Here is a 15,394-nt window from a genome sequence, read left to right on the forward strand (position 1 = left end):
CGCCTCACTCATCCAGTTTTGAACGAACCAGATTCGCGATGAAGTCAGAGGCCTGGTCCGCTGACCAAGCGGCGGGCAGCCGGAGCAGCCAGCAGGGAACGTCCTCCAGGGCCCGGCGCACCACGGCCGCCTTCTGGCCAAAGTGTTCCTCCAGGGGGACGAGGCTGGTGGCGCCGAGGGCCTCGACGAGGCGCCGCGAGACCATGGGCAGTTCCGAATGGAAGTTGCCGACTACCCGGGACGTCATCCATTCGGCGCTGCGTGCTTCCAGCCGCGCGTCCGCGCCGTCGAAGCGCTCGAGGAAGATGGCCAGCTGGGCCGGCGCCGCGGACGAGATCCGCTGCGCCCCGAAAACGTGCTCCGGCTGCACCATGCGGTGTTCGGGGGACCAGCGCCGGGTGAACGCGGCTGTTTTCGGATAGCGGACAATGACCGGATGGACCGCCGTGGCCAGATGGGCGACCGGCGTCGTCAGCCATCCTGGGGCCAGGGGCTTGCGCGTTCCCCGGAACATGTCCGGGTAGATGGCACGGTGGTGGGGCTTGATGAACATCGGTTTGGCGTAGCCCATGAGCATTCCGCCGGCGCCCATGAAGGCCCAGTCGTCGGCCATGAACCGCACGTCGGGCATGGCCACCAGCTTCGCCACCGTACTGGTCTTTCCAACCCCACCCCAGGCCGGCAGGAGAACCCCGGAGCCGCGGAAGTCCACCACGGCGGCATGGATCATGGCCGTCTCCTCCTGGACACACAATCGGTCCAGCAGCGGAATCACGGAGGTCAGGAGCTCGCCGGCGCCTTCGATCCGGTACCCGTCCTTCGTTTCGATGATCTGGACGCGGTCTGCCGGAATATAGAGGGACTCCCCGGTGAACCGGTAGGCGTCCTCCGCGTGCGACTGGCTGGAAATCGGCGATATCCTGGCGCCGATGGTGATCCGCCGCGGCGCGGTGGAGGTCCCCAGGAACGGGGCGAGCATGTCTCTCAGTTGCGGTTCCCCGGGCGTTCCCGCCTCCACGTCGATGCCCACGATCCCGTGGACATCGAAGGAGGCTCCGGCAGAGGCGCCAATGGGCTGTTTCACGTCGCGCTCAGGTTGGCTCATGATCCAAGCTTTCTGGGGTCGGGTTTCTGCGGTCGGGTGGTTCCGGGTGCAGGGCCTGCACCGGGCGGTGTACGGGGAAGGGCATTGCGCGGTTCATTTGACTTCCCGCCACGGCTCTTCCGGCGATACCGCGGCCGCTTTGGCCGGCGACGGCGCCGCAGGCAGGCGGCGGCCGCGCACGTAGCCGGTCGCGGTGGCCGCGAGCACGGCGATGATGGCCGCTGCCCGGCCGAGCCCGGCGCGGTCCCCGCCGCCGAGCCAACCGCGGATTCCGGCAAACACCGCACGTGGCAGGACCTGCCGGACATAGCGCCGTTCGGGGCCAAGCGCCCGTTTGTGGCCGACCACCCTGCTGACCTGCGCCTTGGAAATCCCTTCGCCCCAGGAACGGGCAAGCATGTAGCGCAGGGTGCCGCGCACGGCCGGGACGTGGTGGTGCACCAGGGCCGCGGGCTCATAGACCACCCGGGATCCGGGAGCTCCGATCACCGCGCGGATGCACAGTTCGGTCTCTTCGCAGCCAAGCGGGACGGCGTCCTGGCGGCCCAAGGCTGTGTTGAAACCGCCGACCCGTTCCAGGACATTGGCGCGGAAGGACATGTTCGCGCCAATGACGTTTCGGACCTCGGCAGCGACTTTGGGCATTCCCCGGTAGGTGCAGCCGACAATCCAGTCGAGCTCGTTGGCGAAGTGGCCCGGCCGTCCGGCTTCCCAGAGCGGTTCCACCCGGCCGCCGACCGCCAGAACGTCGGGATCGTCGTACATCGCCGCGAGCCGTTCGAGCCAGTCCGGTTCGGCTTCGGCATCGTCATCGAGGAAGGCCACGATCTCTGCCTTGGCGATGCCCGCTCCGGTGTTGCGGGCGCCGGAGAGACCCTTGGGCCCGGTGTTCTCGACAATTACGGCATCCGGGACGGTAAAGATCAGCCGCTTGTACAAGTCCACGTTGTAGTCGACGACGACGATCGTCTGCATGGGTGGGAAGGTCTGGGTGCGGACCGAGTCCAGGGCGCCGATCAGTCGGTCCCACCGGTCCTCCGAGTAGGAGCAAATGACCACAGATACTGCCGGAAGGCTGGAGTTCTCGGACATCCTATTCGCCCGCCCGTACGCCCAGGACGCTGCTGGGATCGGTGGGAACGTGTGGGAAGACCTCGTTGGGGTATTTGTACTTGACCCGACGCAGGGCTTCGGGGCGGGCGCCGGCAGTCGGGGCCTCCCAGCTCACGCGCTCGCGGGCCAAGGTGCGGAGGACCCGCCAGCCGTCCCGGAATGTGTGCAGGTTTGACTGCCCGGAGATGCGGGACAGTTCATGGCTGGGAACCTCGGCAATGCGCAGTCCGGCCCTTGAGGCCCGCACAATCAGTTCAGTTTCGATCTCGAACCCGTCCGACTCCAGCTCCAGAATGTCAACGCATTCGCGGCGCAGGGCGATGTAGCCGTAGCAAAGGTCCGAGTAGTCGCTGTGGAGGACCGCGTTCGCGAGCCGGGTGAGCATCTTGTTTCCGCCGCTGCGCAGCCATGTGAGATCGTCTGAGCCGCCGCCCGTCACATAGCGGGAGCCTTTGACGAAGTCGTATTCGTGCTGGAGCGGAGTCACCAGCCAGCCGATCTCCTGGGGGTCCATACTGCCGTCGCCGTCGAGCATGACGATGATGTCGCCGGAGGCCGCGGCGAATCCGGCGCGCACGGCGTTTCCTTTGCCAGGGCGGGGCTCTGCCACCACCACGACGTCCAGGCGCAAGGCCCGGGCCACTTCTACTGTGCCGTCCAGGGAACGGCCGTCAACAATTACCACCTCATCCACATAAGAGGGCATCCGCCGCAGCACCCACGGCAGGTTCAATGCCTCGTTCAAAGTGGGGATCACCACGCTGACCGAGGGATTTGCCGGCGGGGGCGTCGTTTGGGGGCGCACGTTCGGTTTGAGATTCGGGATGGACACTGGCCTCACCACTCAATGACGTAATTCTGCTCGTCGCAACTGCAGCGCTTCCCGACTCCTCCGACCGGAAAATAGACCCAATGCTCACGCTGTTCGGTCGTCGACAACTTAGTGATATACCCCAGGACTTAAGTTTGGTTTCATCACCTTGCATTAACCTTGGATTAACTTGAAAATTCAACTAAAAATGCTGCAGAACTGTTGATGGACCGGTGCCTCCATGCGACACTGGCCGAATGCGGACGCCCGTTAAATGGGGGCGCGTGCCGGCAGGACGCCGGCGTCTCCCTACCTTCCGGTTCCTGGCGGTTCCCGCCATGGTCCTGGGCCCGGTCCTGGCCCTGGCCGCGTGCGGCTCGGATGTCGCTCCACGGGGCGAGCGGCCGCTGTTCACGTCCGTTTCGGCATCGCCGGTGGCTCCGCCGGCCGACGCCGGAACAGGGGCCCAGTCCGGATTCCAGTCGGTGGCGCCGACTGAGCCGCCGGCGGGTGGCGCCGGCTCTGCCGCCCCTGCGCCGGAGAGCGCGCCGGCGTCCCAGCCCGCCCGGACGTCGGCACCGCCTCCGGACCGGACCACCGCCACTGCGATGTCGGGGGATCTGCCCGGATGGAGGAACGTCTTCGTGGAGGACTTCTCCGGCGGCGACGTCCCCCTGGGCACCTTTCCCGGGCCGCTCTACCGGGACCGGTGGAGTGCCGGATATAAGGACGGAACACCGGATACGGACGGACAGGTCAGCGGCGGAAAATCGGGCTACTACCCCTCGAAAGTCCTGAGCGTTAAGAACGGCGTCCTGGACTGGTTCATGCATTCGGAAAACGGTGTCTTCATGGGTGCCGCGCCCACCCCCAAATTCCCGAATGCGAGCAAGAATCCCCCGAGGGCCAACAGCATGCTGTACGGCCGCTACTCAGTCCGGTACAGGGGTGATGCCATGCCTGGCTTCAAGACGGCGTGGCTCCTGTGGCCGGATAGTGGCATCTGGCCGCGGGACGGGGAGATAGATTTCCCCGAAGGCGATCTCGGAGCAATCCTGACGGCAGCTGCCCATTTCATGTCCTTGAATCCAAAGAGCTTTGAACAGTTCTTTTCCAATAAAGTTTCCACGGACTGGCATGTGGCCACGACGGAGTGGACCCCCGGACGCGTTGAGTTCTTCATTGACGGACGATCCATCGGCGCGAGCACAACGGATGTGCCCTCGACGCCCATGCATTTCATCCTGCAGACCGAATCCTGCCTGCCTCTGTGTCCGGCTCCGGAAACCCAGGGTCACGTCTACCTGGACTGGGTCAGCATCTGGGTGCCGGCCTGAGCCCTCGTGGCGCGTCTGGCGGCTTACCGGCGGAGGGTAAAGGAATCCGAGAAGCTGTAGCCGTCGGCGGGAATGAACCTGGCGGCCAGTTCATCCGCCGTCGCCGTGACATCCAGGGTCCCAAAAGCCGGGTCCTGGTTCTTTCCGGATGTACTGGCGAAGTAACGCATCTCCGGATCCTCGGATCTGACATTGTAGAGTCCGACGCCGCCAACGCCGACGGTGGCGAACACCGTCCCCGAGCCCTGGGCCATGGCGCCATCGGTATCGGCCAGGCACCCGGAGGTGAAGGTCGCGGGAACGAGTTCCGTGCAGCCTCCCCCCGTGGCCAGTTGATGCGTCCGCTGATAGACGTGGTCGTGGCCGGACAGGACCAGGTCCACCTGCTTTTCGATCAGCATGTTCGTGAAGTCCTGCCCCGCCTGGCAGTCGTAGTTGCCGACGCTCAGGCACGGGGTATGCATGCCCACCACCGTCCAGGGGATGTTCTGCGATTTGGCCTCGTCAATGGCGTCCGCGGTCCAGCGCCAGCGTTCGCTGCCCCTTGAGTAGTCCAGCGGCTCTCCGCCCCGGAAGTCGATGCCGGGGGAAACCATGATGAAGCGGACCACCGGATTCTGCTCGGGGACATCCAGGCGCCATTGGACGCCGTATTCGCCCTGAAGGCCGGGCATCCTGTTGGGCAGGCACTGGACGTATTTCTCGATGTCGCCATCCCGGCCATCACTCTCGTGGTTCCCGGTCACCAACTGGTACGGGAAGTTCTCGCCTAGCCGGGCGGTGACCATGTCGCAGAACTCCTGTTCGAGTCCGGCCTTGTACGCGAAGTCGCCCAGGGCGAGGTTCAGGTGGGGCTTGAGGCCGGCAACGGCGTCGAGCACTTTTTTGGCGCCCGAGCCGACGCCGATGTCACCCTGGGCGGTGAAGTGCACGGGCTCGCCTGCCGAAGGCGCGGCAGACGACGACGGCGGCGCGGTGGACGGCGGTGGGGACGACGGTGCGGGGGACGACGGCGTGCCGGAGCTCGGGCGCGGTGAGGGTTCCGGCGGCCCGGGCTGGCAGGCGGAAAGCAGCAGACCCAGGCTCAGCAACAAAGCGCCGATACCCGCCTTGCCACGTTTCCCCAGGGACCCGGCCACGATTCCTCACATCATTGGGTTGATCAGGACTGTGCGAATAGTTCTGCGAAATTCGGTGATTGCCCGGCATTTATAGGCCAGAGTAACCCGGCCGTGGAGCGAAGGCCAGAGACCGCGTCGGCCCCGGTTGGCTGGATCCGCCGTCGGAAATCCCGACGCCGCCGGCCCGCGTGGCCGCCGGCGTGCCGCGTGCCGCGTGTCCCGCGTCAGGGCCGGTGGGACCTAGCCCGGGACGTGCTTCCTCGTTAGCATTCAAAGTGGGGAATACCCCGACCGCCCCGGCGGGACAGGCCCGCCACTGCTCGAAGGAGACCGTTGTGACTCTGCCCGAAGGTTTGACCCCCGGAGTGTGGACACTGGACATGTCCCACAGCGAAATCGGCTTCAGCGTCCGGCACGCGGGCATAAGCAAGGTCCGCGGCCGGTTCAACGAAGCCTCCGCCGAGGCGAGGGTGCGCGAGTCACTGGCGGACGCAAGCCTGCACGCCACGGTCAAGACCGCCAGCTTCGATTCGGGCGACGCCAACCGCGATGGCCACGTCCGCGGCCCGGACTTCTTCGACGTTGAGCAGTTCCCCGACATGACTTTTCGGGCCACCGGGATCCGGGGCGACGGGGAAGACTATGTGCTCACCGGCGAGCTCACAATCCGTGGCATCACCAAGCCCGTGGAGCTCGAAGTCGAATACACCGGCGTGGCGGTGGACCCCTTCGGCGCCACGCGGGCAGGATTCAGTGCCGAAGCGGACATCAGCCGGAAAGAGTTCGGCCTGACGTGGAACGCCGCCCTCGAAGCGGGCGGCCTGCTGGTCAGCGACAAGGTCAAGATCAACGTTGAGGCCGCCATGGTCAAGCAGGCCGATACCTAAGCGCCGAAACGGGGTGCCCAATCCGGGGCCGGGCACCCCTCACCCCGTCTCGGGGGAACCTCTCCGGGGCCGGGCGCGAAAGTCAGGGATTTTTCCGGGTAAGCCACTGATCCGAATGTCACTCCTACGGGCGAGAATGAATCCATGAAGACACTCCTGAACATCATCTGGCTGCTCTTCGGCGGCCTGTGGCTGGCCCTTGGATATTTCCTGGCCGGCGTCGTCTGCTGCCTGCTGGTTGTCACCATCCCGTGGGGCCTGGCCTCGTTCCGCATCGCGTCCTATGCCTTGTGGCCCTTCGGCCGCATGGTGGTGGACAAGCCCGGCGGAAACGGCATATTTACCCTGCTGGGAAACGTCATCTGGCTGCTTGTGGCGGGCCTCTGGATCGCGATCGCGCACGTCGTCACGGCCTTCGCCATGGCCATCACGATCATCGGCATCCCGCTGGCGATCGCCAACCTCAAGCTCATCCCCATCTCGCTGATGCCGCTCGGCAAACAGATCATCCCGAGCAACACCCCGTATGTGACCGCCTACAGCCCCGGCCGGCGCTAGGCGCCGGCAGCGCCAGCGCGGCCAGCGGGCCGGGGGCACTTCGCCTGTCAGTTCAAGCAATCCGAGGGAGAGGACCATGAGCCAACCGGCTTCCGGCGACACGGACCTCATGCTGGTCATTGTCCGCGAGTTCAGGGCACCCATCCAGGGCGTGTGGTCGGCGTTGACGGACCCGGACCAGGCTCCGCAGTGGTGGGGTCCGCGCGGCTTCCATGTCCCGCGTGAGAGCGTCGATACGGACCTCGAAGTCGGCGGCCTGTACCGCGCCTGCATGATCCAGGACAGTACCGGGCAGCAATTCTGGTGGAGCGGGGTTCATACCGATGTTGAACCGCCGCACCTGTTGATGTTCACCCATGCCTGGGACAGGCCGGACGGCACCCGCGGCTTCGAGACCGAGGTGACGATCCGGTTGGAGGAGATCGACGGCGGCACGCAGATGACCTTCACCCAGGGGCCGTTCGACTCCGCGGCCAGCCGCGACCGCCATGGCGAAGGGTGGCGTGAGTCGTTCGATCGGCTGGCGAATCACCTCAGCGTGGCCGCCTGAGCCCCCGGCTGCCGGGAGGCGGCCGGGAGGCGGCCGGGAAACCGCTTACGCGAGTTCGCCGTGCAGGTTCCGGCGGGCGGCGTCCAGCCACAGTTTCCGGCCGCGGCCGGTGTGGAAGAGCGGATCAAGCTGCAGCAACTGGCGGACGACGGCGGCGCGGCCGGCGGCGAAGTCGGCGTCGCCGATGTGGGCGAAATCCTCCCTGACGGCGGCGAGGTAGCGGGCGTAGGCCTCGGGTTCCCCGCCGAGGACGGAGAGGTCGGCGTCGCTGAGCAGGGCGCCGTCGTCGTCTCCGTGCTCCGGACAGTGGTCCGCGGTCAGCAGTACCAGGCGCACCACTTCGTCCACCTCGGCGGCCGGGAGGCCGGCGTGCCGGAGCCGGTCCTCGGCCAGCCGCGCCGACTCTTCCTCGTCCTGGCCTGCCACGCCGCGGTAGACGGCGTCGTGGAACCAGGCGGCCAGCAGCACGGTGCGGGGCGGATCGGCCGGATCGCACAGCAGGTCCAGGGCCTCCAGCACCGCCAGCAGATGGGTGCGGCCGTGGTATTTCCGGTGTTCCTCGCCCCAGCGGTCCAGCAGGTCCAGGAAGAGGGCGTCGTGGCCCGGCAACGCCTCGTTCCAGCGGTTCAGGAGCGGGACCCGGAGGGCCTTGCCGCGGCGGCGGGCCGGGATCCGCAACCCGCTTGCGATCAGTTTTCGGACGAGGACCCTGCCCTCCACAGGGATGGCGCCGGCTGCCACCAAGGCCTCGTACCGGGCCTCGGCGACGTCGTAGTGGTCGCCGTCGAACGCTCGCCCGGGGATGCCGGCGGCCGCGGCGAAGGCGTGCAGTTCCGCGAGCGACGTGTCCGAGACGAGGTGGGAAAAGCGGGTTCCGTGGGCAGGCCAGAGCGGCGGATCGACGTAGACGGCCATGGTGGCAGTCTAGCCCCGACCGCGGGCGCGCGGCCCAGACTGCCGACGCCGGCGCGGGCGCGGGCGCCGGGCGCGTGCCGCCGTCGGGAGTCCGCCGCCGCCGGGTCATACCGCGACGGGAGTCCGCCGCCGGGTCATACCGCGACGGCGGGGCGGATGTTCTGGTTGCCGCGGAAAACGTTCCCGGGATCAAACTCGCGTTTCACTTCTGCCAGCCGGTTGTAGTTTTCGTCGCCGTAGGCCGCGCGGATCCGGGCTTGGCCTTCGTCGCCGATGAAGTTCAGCCAGACGCCTCCGGTCGCGTAGGGGGATATGTCCTGGCGGAAGCGTTTGACCCAGGCCTTCGCGTCCTGCCCGCCCTGGGGCGTGTCGCCCAGGCCGAACGGGTGGCTCACCCAGCTGGCGGTCCGGTTCAGCAGCGGGGTTGCCGCGGCGGCAGGCCCGCTCACCGCCCCGCCCCAATGGGCGATCAGTTGCTGGGAGCTTGGTCCCGGAAGATTCCGGGCCGAGTCGATGATGACGTCCAGGGCGTCGTCGGAGAGTTCGTCGTGATAGTCGGCGCTCCAGTAGTTGTACTTACCCGGCGGGTCGTCCAGGGAACACTGGAAGTCTGCGTAGCCGGTATCTTCCACCAGGTCCACAACAGGGCCCAGTTCCCGGTATGCCTTGGCATGTTGTTTGCCTTCCTCGGCATCCCCGGCGAAGACATACACGACGTACACCGCCATCTTGCCCACCATGTCCGCGGGCACGAAGGGCTCCGCCGGTGCAATCCCGTAGATGAGGGTGGCGGACTCTTCGTTGGGAGCCGCCATGGCCAGATCCCGGTATCCGCGGCTGAGTTCCGGCGCCGCGTCCCCCGGCCACATCAGCACCCCGGCGTGTACTTTTGGCCCGAGCTGGTGCAGCCTGAAGGTGAACGAGGTGGCGACGCCGAAGTTCCCGCCGCCCCCGTGCAGGGCCCAGAAGAGTTCGGGATTCTCCTGGGCGCTGGCCGTCACCTGCTCGCCGGTGGCCGTGACCAGATCCACGGAGACGAGGTCGTCGCAGGCGAAGCCGAAGGCGCGCTCGAGCCAGCCGGATCCGCCCCCGAGCGTGAAACCGGCGAGACCCGTTGTGGAGACACGACCGCCCGTGATGGCGAGGCCGTATTCCTGGGTGGCGCGGTCAAACTCGCCGCAGGTGAGGCCAGCGCCCACCGTGGCAGTGCGGGCCTCCGGGTCCACCCGGACGGACTTCATCGGACGAACATCGATCACAAGGCCGCCGTCGTTCATGGACATGCCGGCCACGGAATGGCCGCCGGCCCGGACGGCGACTTCGAGGCCATGTGTGCGCGCATACGCCAACGCCTCGGCGACCCCCTTCGGATCGGCGCACGGGGCAATGACGGCCGGATGGCGGTCGATCATCGCGTTGAAGAGTCGTCGTGTTTCGTCGTATTCCGGGTGACCCGGCCTGACCCACTTCATGGCAGTGCTCCCTCGGTGACCGCGGCTCCGCCCCACTTTTCGAGCTTACGACTGCGCGGCAGTTGTGGCTACGGTTCGTTGCTTGGCCAGCCACACACTATTGATGCCCGTGATTGATGCCCGTGGCGTCGCGGTCCGCCGGCCGCCGACCGGGGGTCCTGGTGCGGGCGGCGGTGCGGACCGGGCCGGGTTAGCCGCGGGCCGCGTTTTCGGCTGGTTAGCTGCGGGCGTGGACCGGGTGCTGGCTGACGATGGAAACCCGGTTGAACGCGTTCATCGTGATCGCCAGCCAGCTGACGGCGGAAAATTCTTCGGCCGTCAGGTGCCGCCTGGCCTGTGCGCCTTCGCGGTCGCGGGTCTGGGCGTCAGAGATAGTGGTGATGGCCTCGGCCAGCATCAGGGCTGCGCATTCCTTTTCGGAGAACAGAGTAGTGTCGCGCCACGCGGGGAGGACGGCAAGGCGCTGTGCCGACTCGCCGTTCTTGACGGCATCGCCCACGTGCATGTCCAGGCAATAGGCGCAGCCGTTGATCTGCGAAATGCGGACGTTGAGCAACTCGATCAGCGTGTGGTCCAGCCCGGCCTCGGCGGCGGCTTCCTTCGCTTTCAGGCCCAGACCGTTGAGTGCGCGCCAGGCAGCGGGGTGCGCTTTGTCAAGGAAGATACTCCGGTGCTCGGGACTCTGCGGTGCCGTCGTCTCATTCATGGATTCCACAATACCGATGGGCTTCGGCACGGCCCGGAGCGGCGTGTGACAATCTTGTCAAACCTGTGACAAGCTTTGAGGGTGGGAGTGTTTGGTTCGGTGGCCGGCTCCTTGGGGGACCCGGCCGCCGGACCACTCCTTCCGAACCAAGCCTTGCGGGCCGCTCCTTAGGGCCGGGTGCATACGCCCCGGGCCTTACGAGCCGGGCCCCGGTTCGCCCCGCCGAGCCCCGCCAAGCCGGGCTTCACGGGGCTGCCCTGCACCAGTTCATTCCCACCGGGGACATGTCCAGTTGTTAGCCAACAGTGCGGGCCTGAGGAGGGCATGTCCCGTCGTCGCGTCCGGCATTGAGGGACATGTCCAGTCTTCAAGTCCGTGGATGGGCACAAGGGAAGTATGTCCACTGGTGCAGGCCGGAGGAGGGCATGTCCGGTGGTCAGGCGTGGCAGCGATGGACATGTCCAGTTTTTAGCCAGCCGTGCGGGCCGGGGAGGGCATGTCCGGTGGTCAGGCGTGGCAGCGAGGGGCATGTTCCGTGGTCTCACAGGTAGGCAGGAGCAGCAGGGCAAGTCGCCGAAGCCGCTCGGGCGAGTTCGGACCCCGCCGCGTGCATGGCTGCCGGATCGCCGGCCACGATGATCCGGGCAAAGCCCTCTGCGTAGTCGCCGAGGTCTGGATCCACCGATCCCACCACGGCATACACCGGTTTGGTGCCGGCGCGGGCCAGGATGGCACCGATGATCTTCCCTTGGCCGGTCTGGGAATCCAGCCGGCCCTCGCCGACCACCACCGCGCTGCTGGCGGTCAGTTGCGCGTCGAAGCCCAGCAAATCCAGGACGTAGTCCGCCCCTGACACCAGGCGGGCGCCGTAGCGGGCCCACATTCCGCCGGAGAAGCCGCCGGCCGCCCCGGTGCGGTCCACCAGGCGGGGATCCCGGCCGAAGTCCCGGACAAACGATTCCGCGAGCAGCTCGAGTCGGCGCGTCAGCAGCTCGACGGCGGCCGGCCCGGCACCCTTCTGCGGCCCGAACACGCGTGCGGCGTCGGAAAAACGCGTCGTGACATCGCTCAGGATCACCAGCTCGGCGCCGCGGAGCCCGCCGCGTTCCTCGATCGCGGCGATGGCGCCGGCACCGCCGTCGGTAGTGGCCGAGCCCCCTGCCGCCACCACGATGCGGCGTGCGCCGTGCCGGGCGGCCTCCGCAATCAGGACGCCGGTGCCGTACGTGCTGGCCGCGAAGGGGTCCCGGCCGCCGTCGGAGGGCAGGTTAAGGCCGCTCGCGGCGGCCAGTTCGACGACGGCGGTCCCGTCGGCGGTCAGCCCGATCGCCGCGTCGACGGGTTCGCCCCACGGCCCGATCGTGGTGACCCGGACGGGCCGGGCGTCCAGCCCGCGGGCCAGGGCCTCGGTGGTGCCCTCGCCGCCGTCGGCCACGGGCAGCTCGCTGGCCGACCCGCCGGCGGACCGGATGCCGGCCGCGATGTGCCCGGCCACCTCGGCAGCCGTGAAGGTGCCCTTGAAACTGTCCGGGGCCACGAGGATGCTCATCGGCTCAGAACCCCACGTTTTCCCGGCCCTTGAGCTGCAGCATCTGCCGCGCCTCGTCGGGGGTGGCGACCTCAAAGTTGAGGGCTTCCAGGATGGTGCGGATCCGGGTGACCTGTTCGGCATTGGACGCGGCGAGCTGGCCGGGACCGATCCACAGGGAATCCTCCAGGCCCACCCGGACGTGGGAGCCCATGGCGGCGCCGATAGTGGCGAGCGGCATCTGGTTCTTGCCCGCGCCCAGGATGGACCACTCGTAGTGCTCGCCGAGCAGCCGATCCGCCGTGCGGCGCATGTGCATGAGGTCCTCGGGGTGCGCGCCGATGCCGCCGAGCAGGCCGAACACCGACTGCACGAACAGCGGGCCCCGGGCCAGGCCCCGGCCATGGAAGTGGGCGAGGTTGTTCAGGTGCGAGATGTCGTAGCACTCGAACTCGAAGCGGGTGCCGTTCTGGTTGCCGATGCCCAGGATGGTCTCGATGTCCTGGAAGGTGTTCTTGAAGACGAGGTCGCGGCTCTTTTCGAGCCCTTCGCGCTCCCAGTCGTGGCCGAACTCGGTGAAGCGGTCCAGCATCGGGTACAGCCCGAAGTTCATCGAGCCCATGTTGAGTGAGGCAAGCTCCGGTTTGAACAGGGCCGCCGGCTGCATCCGCTCCTCGACGCTCATGTGCGGCGAGCCGCCCGTGGTGATGTTGATGACGGCGTCGGTGTTGCGCTTGAGCTTGTCCAGGATCGGGGCGAAGTGCTCCGGGTCCTGGGAGGGACGGCCGTCCTTGGGGTCGCGGGCGTGCATGTGTACGATCGCGGCGCCTGCCTCGGCGGCGCCGATCGCGGCGTCGGCGATCTCGTCGGGGGAGACGGGCAGGTGCGGGGACATGGACGGGGTGTGGATGGCGCCGGTGACGGCGCTGGTGATGATGACCTTGCGGGCAGCAGCCATGGGAATGTCTCCTTGGTGGGGCAGGGTGGGTGCGGGGCGGGGCGGCCGCCTGGGGCGGACCGGATCCCCGGGCAGTTCACTTCAGGTCAGTAGAGTTTTTCGGTGTTGCCGTCCACGGCGAGAGCCTGGCCGTTGACGTTGCGGGCCATGTCGCTGGCCACGAAGACGGCCATGTTCGCGATGTCCTCGGCCTCGATCAGGCGACCCAGCGAGGACTGGTTGTGGTACAGCGCGGACACCTCGTCCGCCGGCAACGCCAGCATCCGGGCCTTGGCGGCGATGACGGAGTCGATGCGGGGGCCGTTGACGGCGCCGGGGCAGATGGCGTTGACGCGGATGCCGTCCGGGCCGAGTTCGATCGCGAGGGTCTTGGTCAGCCCGACAACGGCCCATTTCGACGCCGAATAGGCGCTGCGGCCCGCCATGCCCAGCCGACCGGCGGCCGAGGACAGGTTCACGATAGAGGCGCCGCTGCCCGCGCGCAGCAGGGGCAGGGCGTGCTTGATGCAGAAGAACTGGCCATGGATGTTGACGTCGAAGGTTGCCTTCCACGCCCCGGCGTCGAGGGATTCCAGGGGCCCGGTGGGCCCGGCGATGCCGGCGTTGTTGACGAGGACGTCGAGGCCGCCCATTTCGTCCCGGACGGTGTCCATGAGTTCGCGGACCTGGCCCTCGTCCGAGACGTCGCTGACCGCGGCGAGGAGCCCGTTGACGCGGGCCTTGTCGACGGCGTCGGGGTCAATGTCGGTGACGAAGACGGTGGCGCCGAGTTCCCGGAACTTGCTGGCGATGGCCAGGCCGATGCCGTTGGCTCCGGCGGTGACGAGAACGCGCTTGGCGGTGAAATCCATGAGTGGTCCTTGCAGTGAGATGGCGTGCAGACCCGTTCCGAACGCGCGGCGGGGCACATCCGGAACGGGCGGTGGGAGCAGTGGGTCAGTGGGCGGCCGGGACAAGCGCGGGCTTCTCCGCGCCGCGCTTGAGCAGCAGGGACAGCAGCGCGCCGATGACGCACATGCCCACGATGAACCACAGGCCGGAGAGCTTGGAGCCGGTGGCGTCCTGCATGAAGCCCATGACGTAGGGGCCCAGGAAGCCGCCGCAGAGGCCGATGGTGTTGACGAAGGCGATGCCGCCGGCGAGGGCGGCGCCGCTGAGGCGGGTGGCCGGGTAGGTGAAGAGGATCGGCTGCAGGGCGAAGAAATTGAAGGCGGCGAGGCAGAAGCCGATCATGCCCAGCAGCGGCCCGCCGACGGCGCCGAGGGCGAAGCCGGCGACGATGCCGGTCATGGTGCCGGTGACCAGCATCCGGGAGCGGCGGCCGTCGGTGGCGAAGCGGGGGACCAGCAGGGCGCCGGCGGCGGAGAAGATCCAGGGGATGGCCGTCAGCAGGCCGATCTGGAGCGGGCTGAGCTTGCCGTAGGTGCCGATGATGGAGGGCAGGAAGTAGGACAGGGCGTAGACGGCGATCTGGTGGGTGAAGTAGACGCCGACGACGAGGAGAATCTGCTTGTCCTTCAGGACATCCCGGAGCCGGTGGTTGCCGGAGGCCGCGGCGCCGGCGGTCTCCTCGGCGGCGATGCGGGCCTCGAGATCGGCGGCTTCCTCGGCGGTGAGGAACGTCGCCATGCTGGGGCGGTCCGGGAGCTTCTTCCAGACGACGTAGGCGAGGACGCAGGCCGGGAGCCCTTCGACGAGGAACATCCACTGCCAGCCGTGCAGGCCGCCGAGCCCGTCAAGGGTAAGGAGCAGCCCGCCCAGCGGGGCCCCGACAATGTTGGCGATGGAGACGCCGAGCAGGAACATTCCGTTGGCCTTGGCGCGGTCCTTGACCACGAACCACTGCGTCAGGAAGTACATGACGCCGGGGAAGAGTCCGGCCTCGGCCACGCCGAGCAGCATCCGCATGATGTAGAAGGACCATTCGCCCTGGACGAAGGCCATGCCGGCGGAGATGATGCCCCAGGTGATCATGATCCGCATGATCCAGAACCGGGCGCCGACCTTGTGCATGATCAGGTTGGACGGGATTTCGGACAGGGCGTAGGTCAGGAAGAACAGTCCGGCGCCGATGCCGTACGCGGTGGCCGAGATGCCGAGATCGATCTCCAGCCGGTCCTTGGCCATACCGATGTTGGTGCGGTCCAGGAAGGCCATGATGTAGGCGCCGATCAGCAGCGGCATGACGCGGCGTAAGATCACGCCGTTGATTTCCTGTGGTGTGCGCATCTTCTTTGTTGCGGATACAACTGACATGGGGCGGGGTCCTTGGCTCGTTGGCGGGATAGGTGGTCAGGTCGGGCATGCGGAAAAGGGCAAACGGGAGGTAGGCG

The 15,394-nt window shown here is 67.4% G+C and carries 15 protein-coding genes; 4 read left to right on the plus strand and 11 right to left on the minus strand.

Annotation, left to right across the window (positions count from 1 at the left end):
* Nucleotides 1-4: 4 nt before the first annotated feature.
* The 3 genes from C566_RS0109655 to C566_RS21275 all read right to left on the minus strand — a co-directional run bounded on the left by C566_RS0109655 (nt 5) and on the right by C566_RS21275 (nt 3,050).
* Entirely contained in the window at nt 5-1,105 is a 1,101-nt protein-coding gene (locus C566_RS0109655) for a hypothetical protein (protein WP_018774132.1), read from the minus strand.
* A gap of 93 nt (nt 1,106-1,198) precedes the next feature.
* On the minus strand, nt 1,199-2,197 hold the full coding sequence (locus tag C566_RS0109660; protein ID WP_026266553.1) for a glycosyltransferase family 2 protein: 999 nt from the start codon (nt 2,195-2,197) through the stop codon (nt 1,199-1,201).
* A gap of 1 nt (nt 2,198) precedes the next feature.
* Nucleotides 2,199-3,050: a glycosyltransferase family 2 protein gene (locus C566_RS21275; RefSeq protein ID WP_155846839.1), complete on the minus strand. Its 852-nt coding sequence runs from the start codon at nt 3,048-3,050 to the stop codon at nt 2,199-2,201.
* Between the two features lie 236 nt (nt 3,051-3,286).
* Here C566_RS21275 and C566_RS21280 point away from each other — a divergent pair, with 236 nt between their 5' ends.
* Entirely contained in the window at nt 3,287-4,366 is a 1,080-nt protein-coding gene (locus C566_RS21280) for a glycoside hydrolase family 16 protein (protein ID WP_231386307.1), read from the plus strand.
* 23 nt (nt 4,367-4,389) lie between these two features.
* Here the strand turns inward: C566_RS21280 and C566_RS0109675 are convergent, their stop codons facing one another.
* The gene (locus tag C566_RS0109675; protein WP_018774136.1) at nt 4,390-5,298 is read right to left on the minus strand and encodes a metallophosphoesterase; all 909 of its coding nucleotides are present in this window, start codon (nt 5,296-5,298) and stop codon (nt 4,390-4,392) included.
* Nucleotides 5,299-5,822: 524 nt separating this feature from the next.
* On the opposite strand from C566_RS0109675, the gene C566_RS0109680 reads away from it, so the two are divergent.
* The 3 genes from C566_RS0109680 to C566_RS0109690 all read left to right on the plus strand — a co-directional run bounded on the left by C566_RS0109680 (nt 5,823) and on the right by C566_RS0109690 (nt 7,482).
* Nucleotides 5,823-6,374 (plus strand): YceI family protein, encoded by a 552-nt coding sequence (locus C566_RS0109680; RefSeq protein ID WP_018774137.1) that lies wholly within the window; start codon nt 5,823-5,825, stop codon nt 6,372-6,374.
* A 144-nt stretch (nt 6,375-6,518) separates the two neighbouring features.
* Nucleotides 6,519-6,932 (plus strand): YccF domain-containing protein, encoded by a 414-nt coding sequence (locus C566_RS0109685; RefSeq protein ID WP_018774138.1) that lies wholly within the window; start codon nt 6,519-6,521, stop codon nt 6,930-6,932.
* Between the two features lie 76 nt (nt 6,933-7,008).
* Complete coding sequence (locus tag C566_RS0109690; RefSeq protein ID WP_018774139.1) at nt 7,009-7,482, plus strand: SRPBCC family protein; 474 nt, start codon at nt 7,009-7,011, stop codon at nt 7,480-7,482.
* A 45-nt stretch (nt 7,483-7,527) separates the two neighbouring features.
* Here C566_RS0109690 and C566_RS0109695 read toward each other — a convergent pair whose 3' ends face one another.
* The 7 genes from C566_RS0109695 to C566_RS0109725 form a co-directional block, all read right to left on the minus strand.
* On the minus strand, nt 7,528-8,397 hold the full coding sequence (locus tag C566_RS0109695; RefSeq protein WP_018774140.1) for a DUF4031 domain-containing protein: 870 nt from the start codon (nt 8,395-8,397) through the stop codon (nt 7,528-7,530).
* Between the two features lie 134 nt (nt 8,398-8,531).
* Nucleotides 8,532-9,869, minus strand: coding sequence for an FAD-binding oxidoreductase (locus C566_RS0109700; RefSeq protein ID WP_026266554.1), 1,338 nt, complete (start codon nt 9,867-9,869; stop codon nt 8,532-8,534).
* A gap of 217 nt (nt 9,870-10,086) precedes the next feature.
* Nucleotides 10,087-10,575 (minus strand): carboxymuconolactone decarboxylase family protein, encoded by a 489-nt coding sequence (locus C566_RS0109705; protein ID WP_018774142.1) that lies wholly within the window; start codon nt 10,573-10,575, stop codon nt 10,087-10,089.
* A gap of 541 nt (nt 10,576-11,116) precedes the next feature.
* The gene (locus C566_RS0109710; RefSeq protein WP_018774143.1) at nt 11,117-12,124 is read right to left on the minus strand and encodes a glycerate kinase; all 1,008 of its coding nucleotides are present in this window, start codon (nt 12,122-12,124) and stop codon (nt 11,117-11,119) included.
* Nucleotides 12,125-12,128: 4 nt separating this feature from the next.
* Nucleotides 12,129-13,061 (minus strand): 3-keto-5-aminohexanoate cleavage protein, encoded by a 933-nt coding sequence (locus C566_RS0109715; RefSeq protein WP_018774144.1) that lies wholly within the window; start codon nt 13,059-13,061, stop codon nt 12,129-12,131.
* Nucleotides 13,062-13,147: 86 nt separating this feature from the next.
* Nucleotides 13,148-13,912 carry an SDR family oxidoreductase gene (locus C566_RS0109720; protein WP_018774145.1) on the minus strand — a complete coding sequence of 255 codons (765 nt, stop codon included), beginning with the start codon at nt 13,910-13,912 and terminating at the stop codon, nt 13,148-13,150.
* An 85-nt stretch (nt 13,913-13,997) separates the two neighbouring features.
* Entirely contained in the window at nt 13,998-15,317 is a 1,320-nt protein-coding gene (locus C566_RS0109725) for an MFS transporter (protein WP_026538127.1), read from the minus strand.
* Nucleotides 15,318-15,394 lie beyond the last annotated feature (77 nt).

It is taken from the genome of Arthrobacter sp. 131MFCol6.1 (assembly GCF_000374925.1).
In the GTDB taxonomy this organism is placed as follows: Bacteria; Actinomycetota; Actinomycetes; order Actinomycetales; family Micrococcaceae; genus Arthrobacter.

Excerpts from the sequence above, each read along its gene's own strand:
- C566_RS0109690 (WP_018774139.1), top strand. The coding sequence starts at position 7,009 with ATGAGCCAACCGGCTTCCGGCGACACGGACCTCATGCTGGTCATTGTC.
- C566_RS0109660 (WP_026266553.1), bottom strand. The coding sequence starts at position 2,197 with ATGTCCGAGAACTCCAGCCTTCCGGCAGTATCTGTGGTCATTTGCTCC.
- C566_RS0109715 (WP_018774144.1), bottom strand. The coding sequence starts at position 13,061 with ATGGCTGCTGCCCGCAAGGTCATCATCACCAGCGCCGTCACCGGCGCC.
- C566_RS0109685 (WP_018774138.1), top strand. The coding sequence starts at position 6,519 with ATGAAGACACTCCTGAACATCATCTGGCTGCTCTTCGGCGGCCTGTGG.
- C566_RS21280 (WP_231386307.1), top strand. The coding sequence starts at position 3,287 with ATGCGGACGCCCGTTAAATGGGGGCGCGTGCCGGCAGGACGCCGGCGT.
- C566_RS0109700 (WP_026266554.1), bottom strand. The coding sequence starts at position 9,869 with ATGAAGTGGGTCAGGCCGGGTCACCCGGAATACGACGAAACACGACGA.
- C566_RS0109695 (WP_018774140.1), bottom strand. The coding sequence starts at position 8,397 with ATGGCCGTCTACGTCGATCCGCCGCTCTGGCCTGCCCACGGAACCCGC.
- C566_RS0109655 (WP_018774132.1), bottom strand. The coding sequence starts at position 1,105 with ATGAGCCAACCTGAGCGCGACGTGAAACAGCCCATTGGCGCCTCTGCC.
- C566_RS0109720 (WP_018774145.1), bottom strand. The coding sequence starts at position 13,912 with ATGGATTTCACCGCCAAGCGCGTTCTCGTCACCGCCGGAGCCAACGGC.
- C566_RS0109705 (WP_018774142.1), bottom strand. The coding sequence starts at position 10,575 with ATGAATGAGACGACGGCACCGCAGAGTCCCGAGCACCGGAGTATCTTC.
- C566_RS0109710 (WP_018774143.1), bottom strand. The coding sequence starts at position 12,124 with ATGAGCATCCTCGTGGCCCCGGACAGTTTCAAGGGCACCTTCACGGCT.
- C566_RS0109725 (WP_026538127.1), bottom strand. The coding sequence starts at position 15,317 with ATGTCAGTTGTATCCGCAACAAAGAAGATGCGCACACCACAGGAAATC.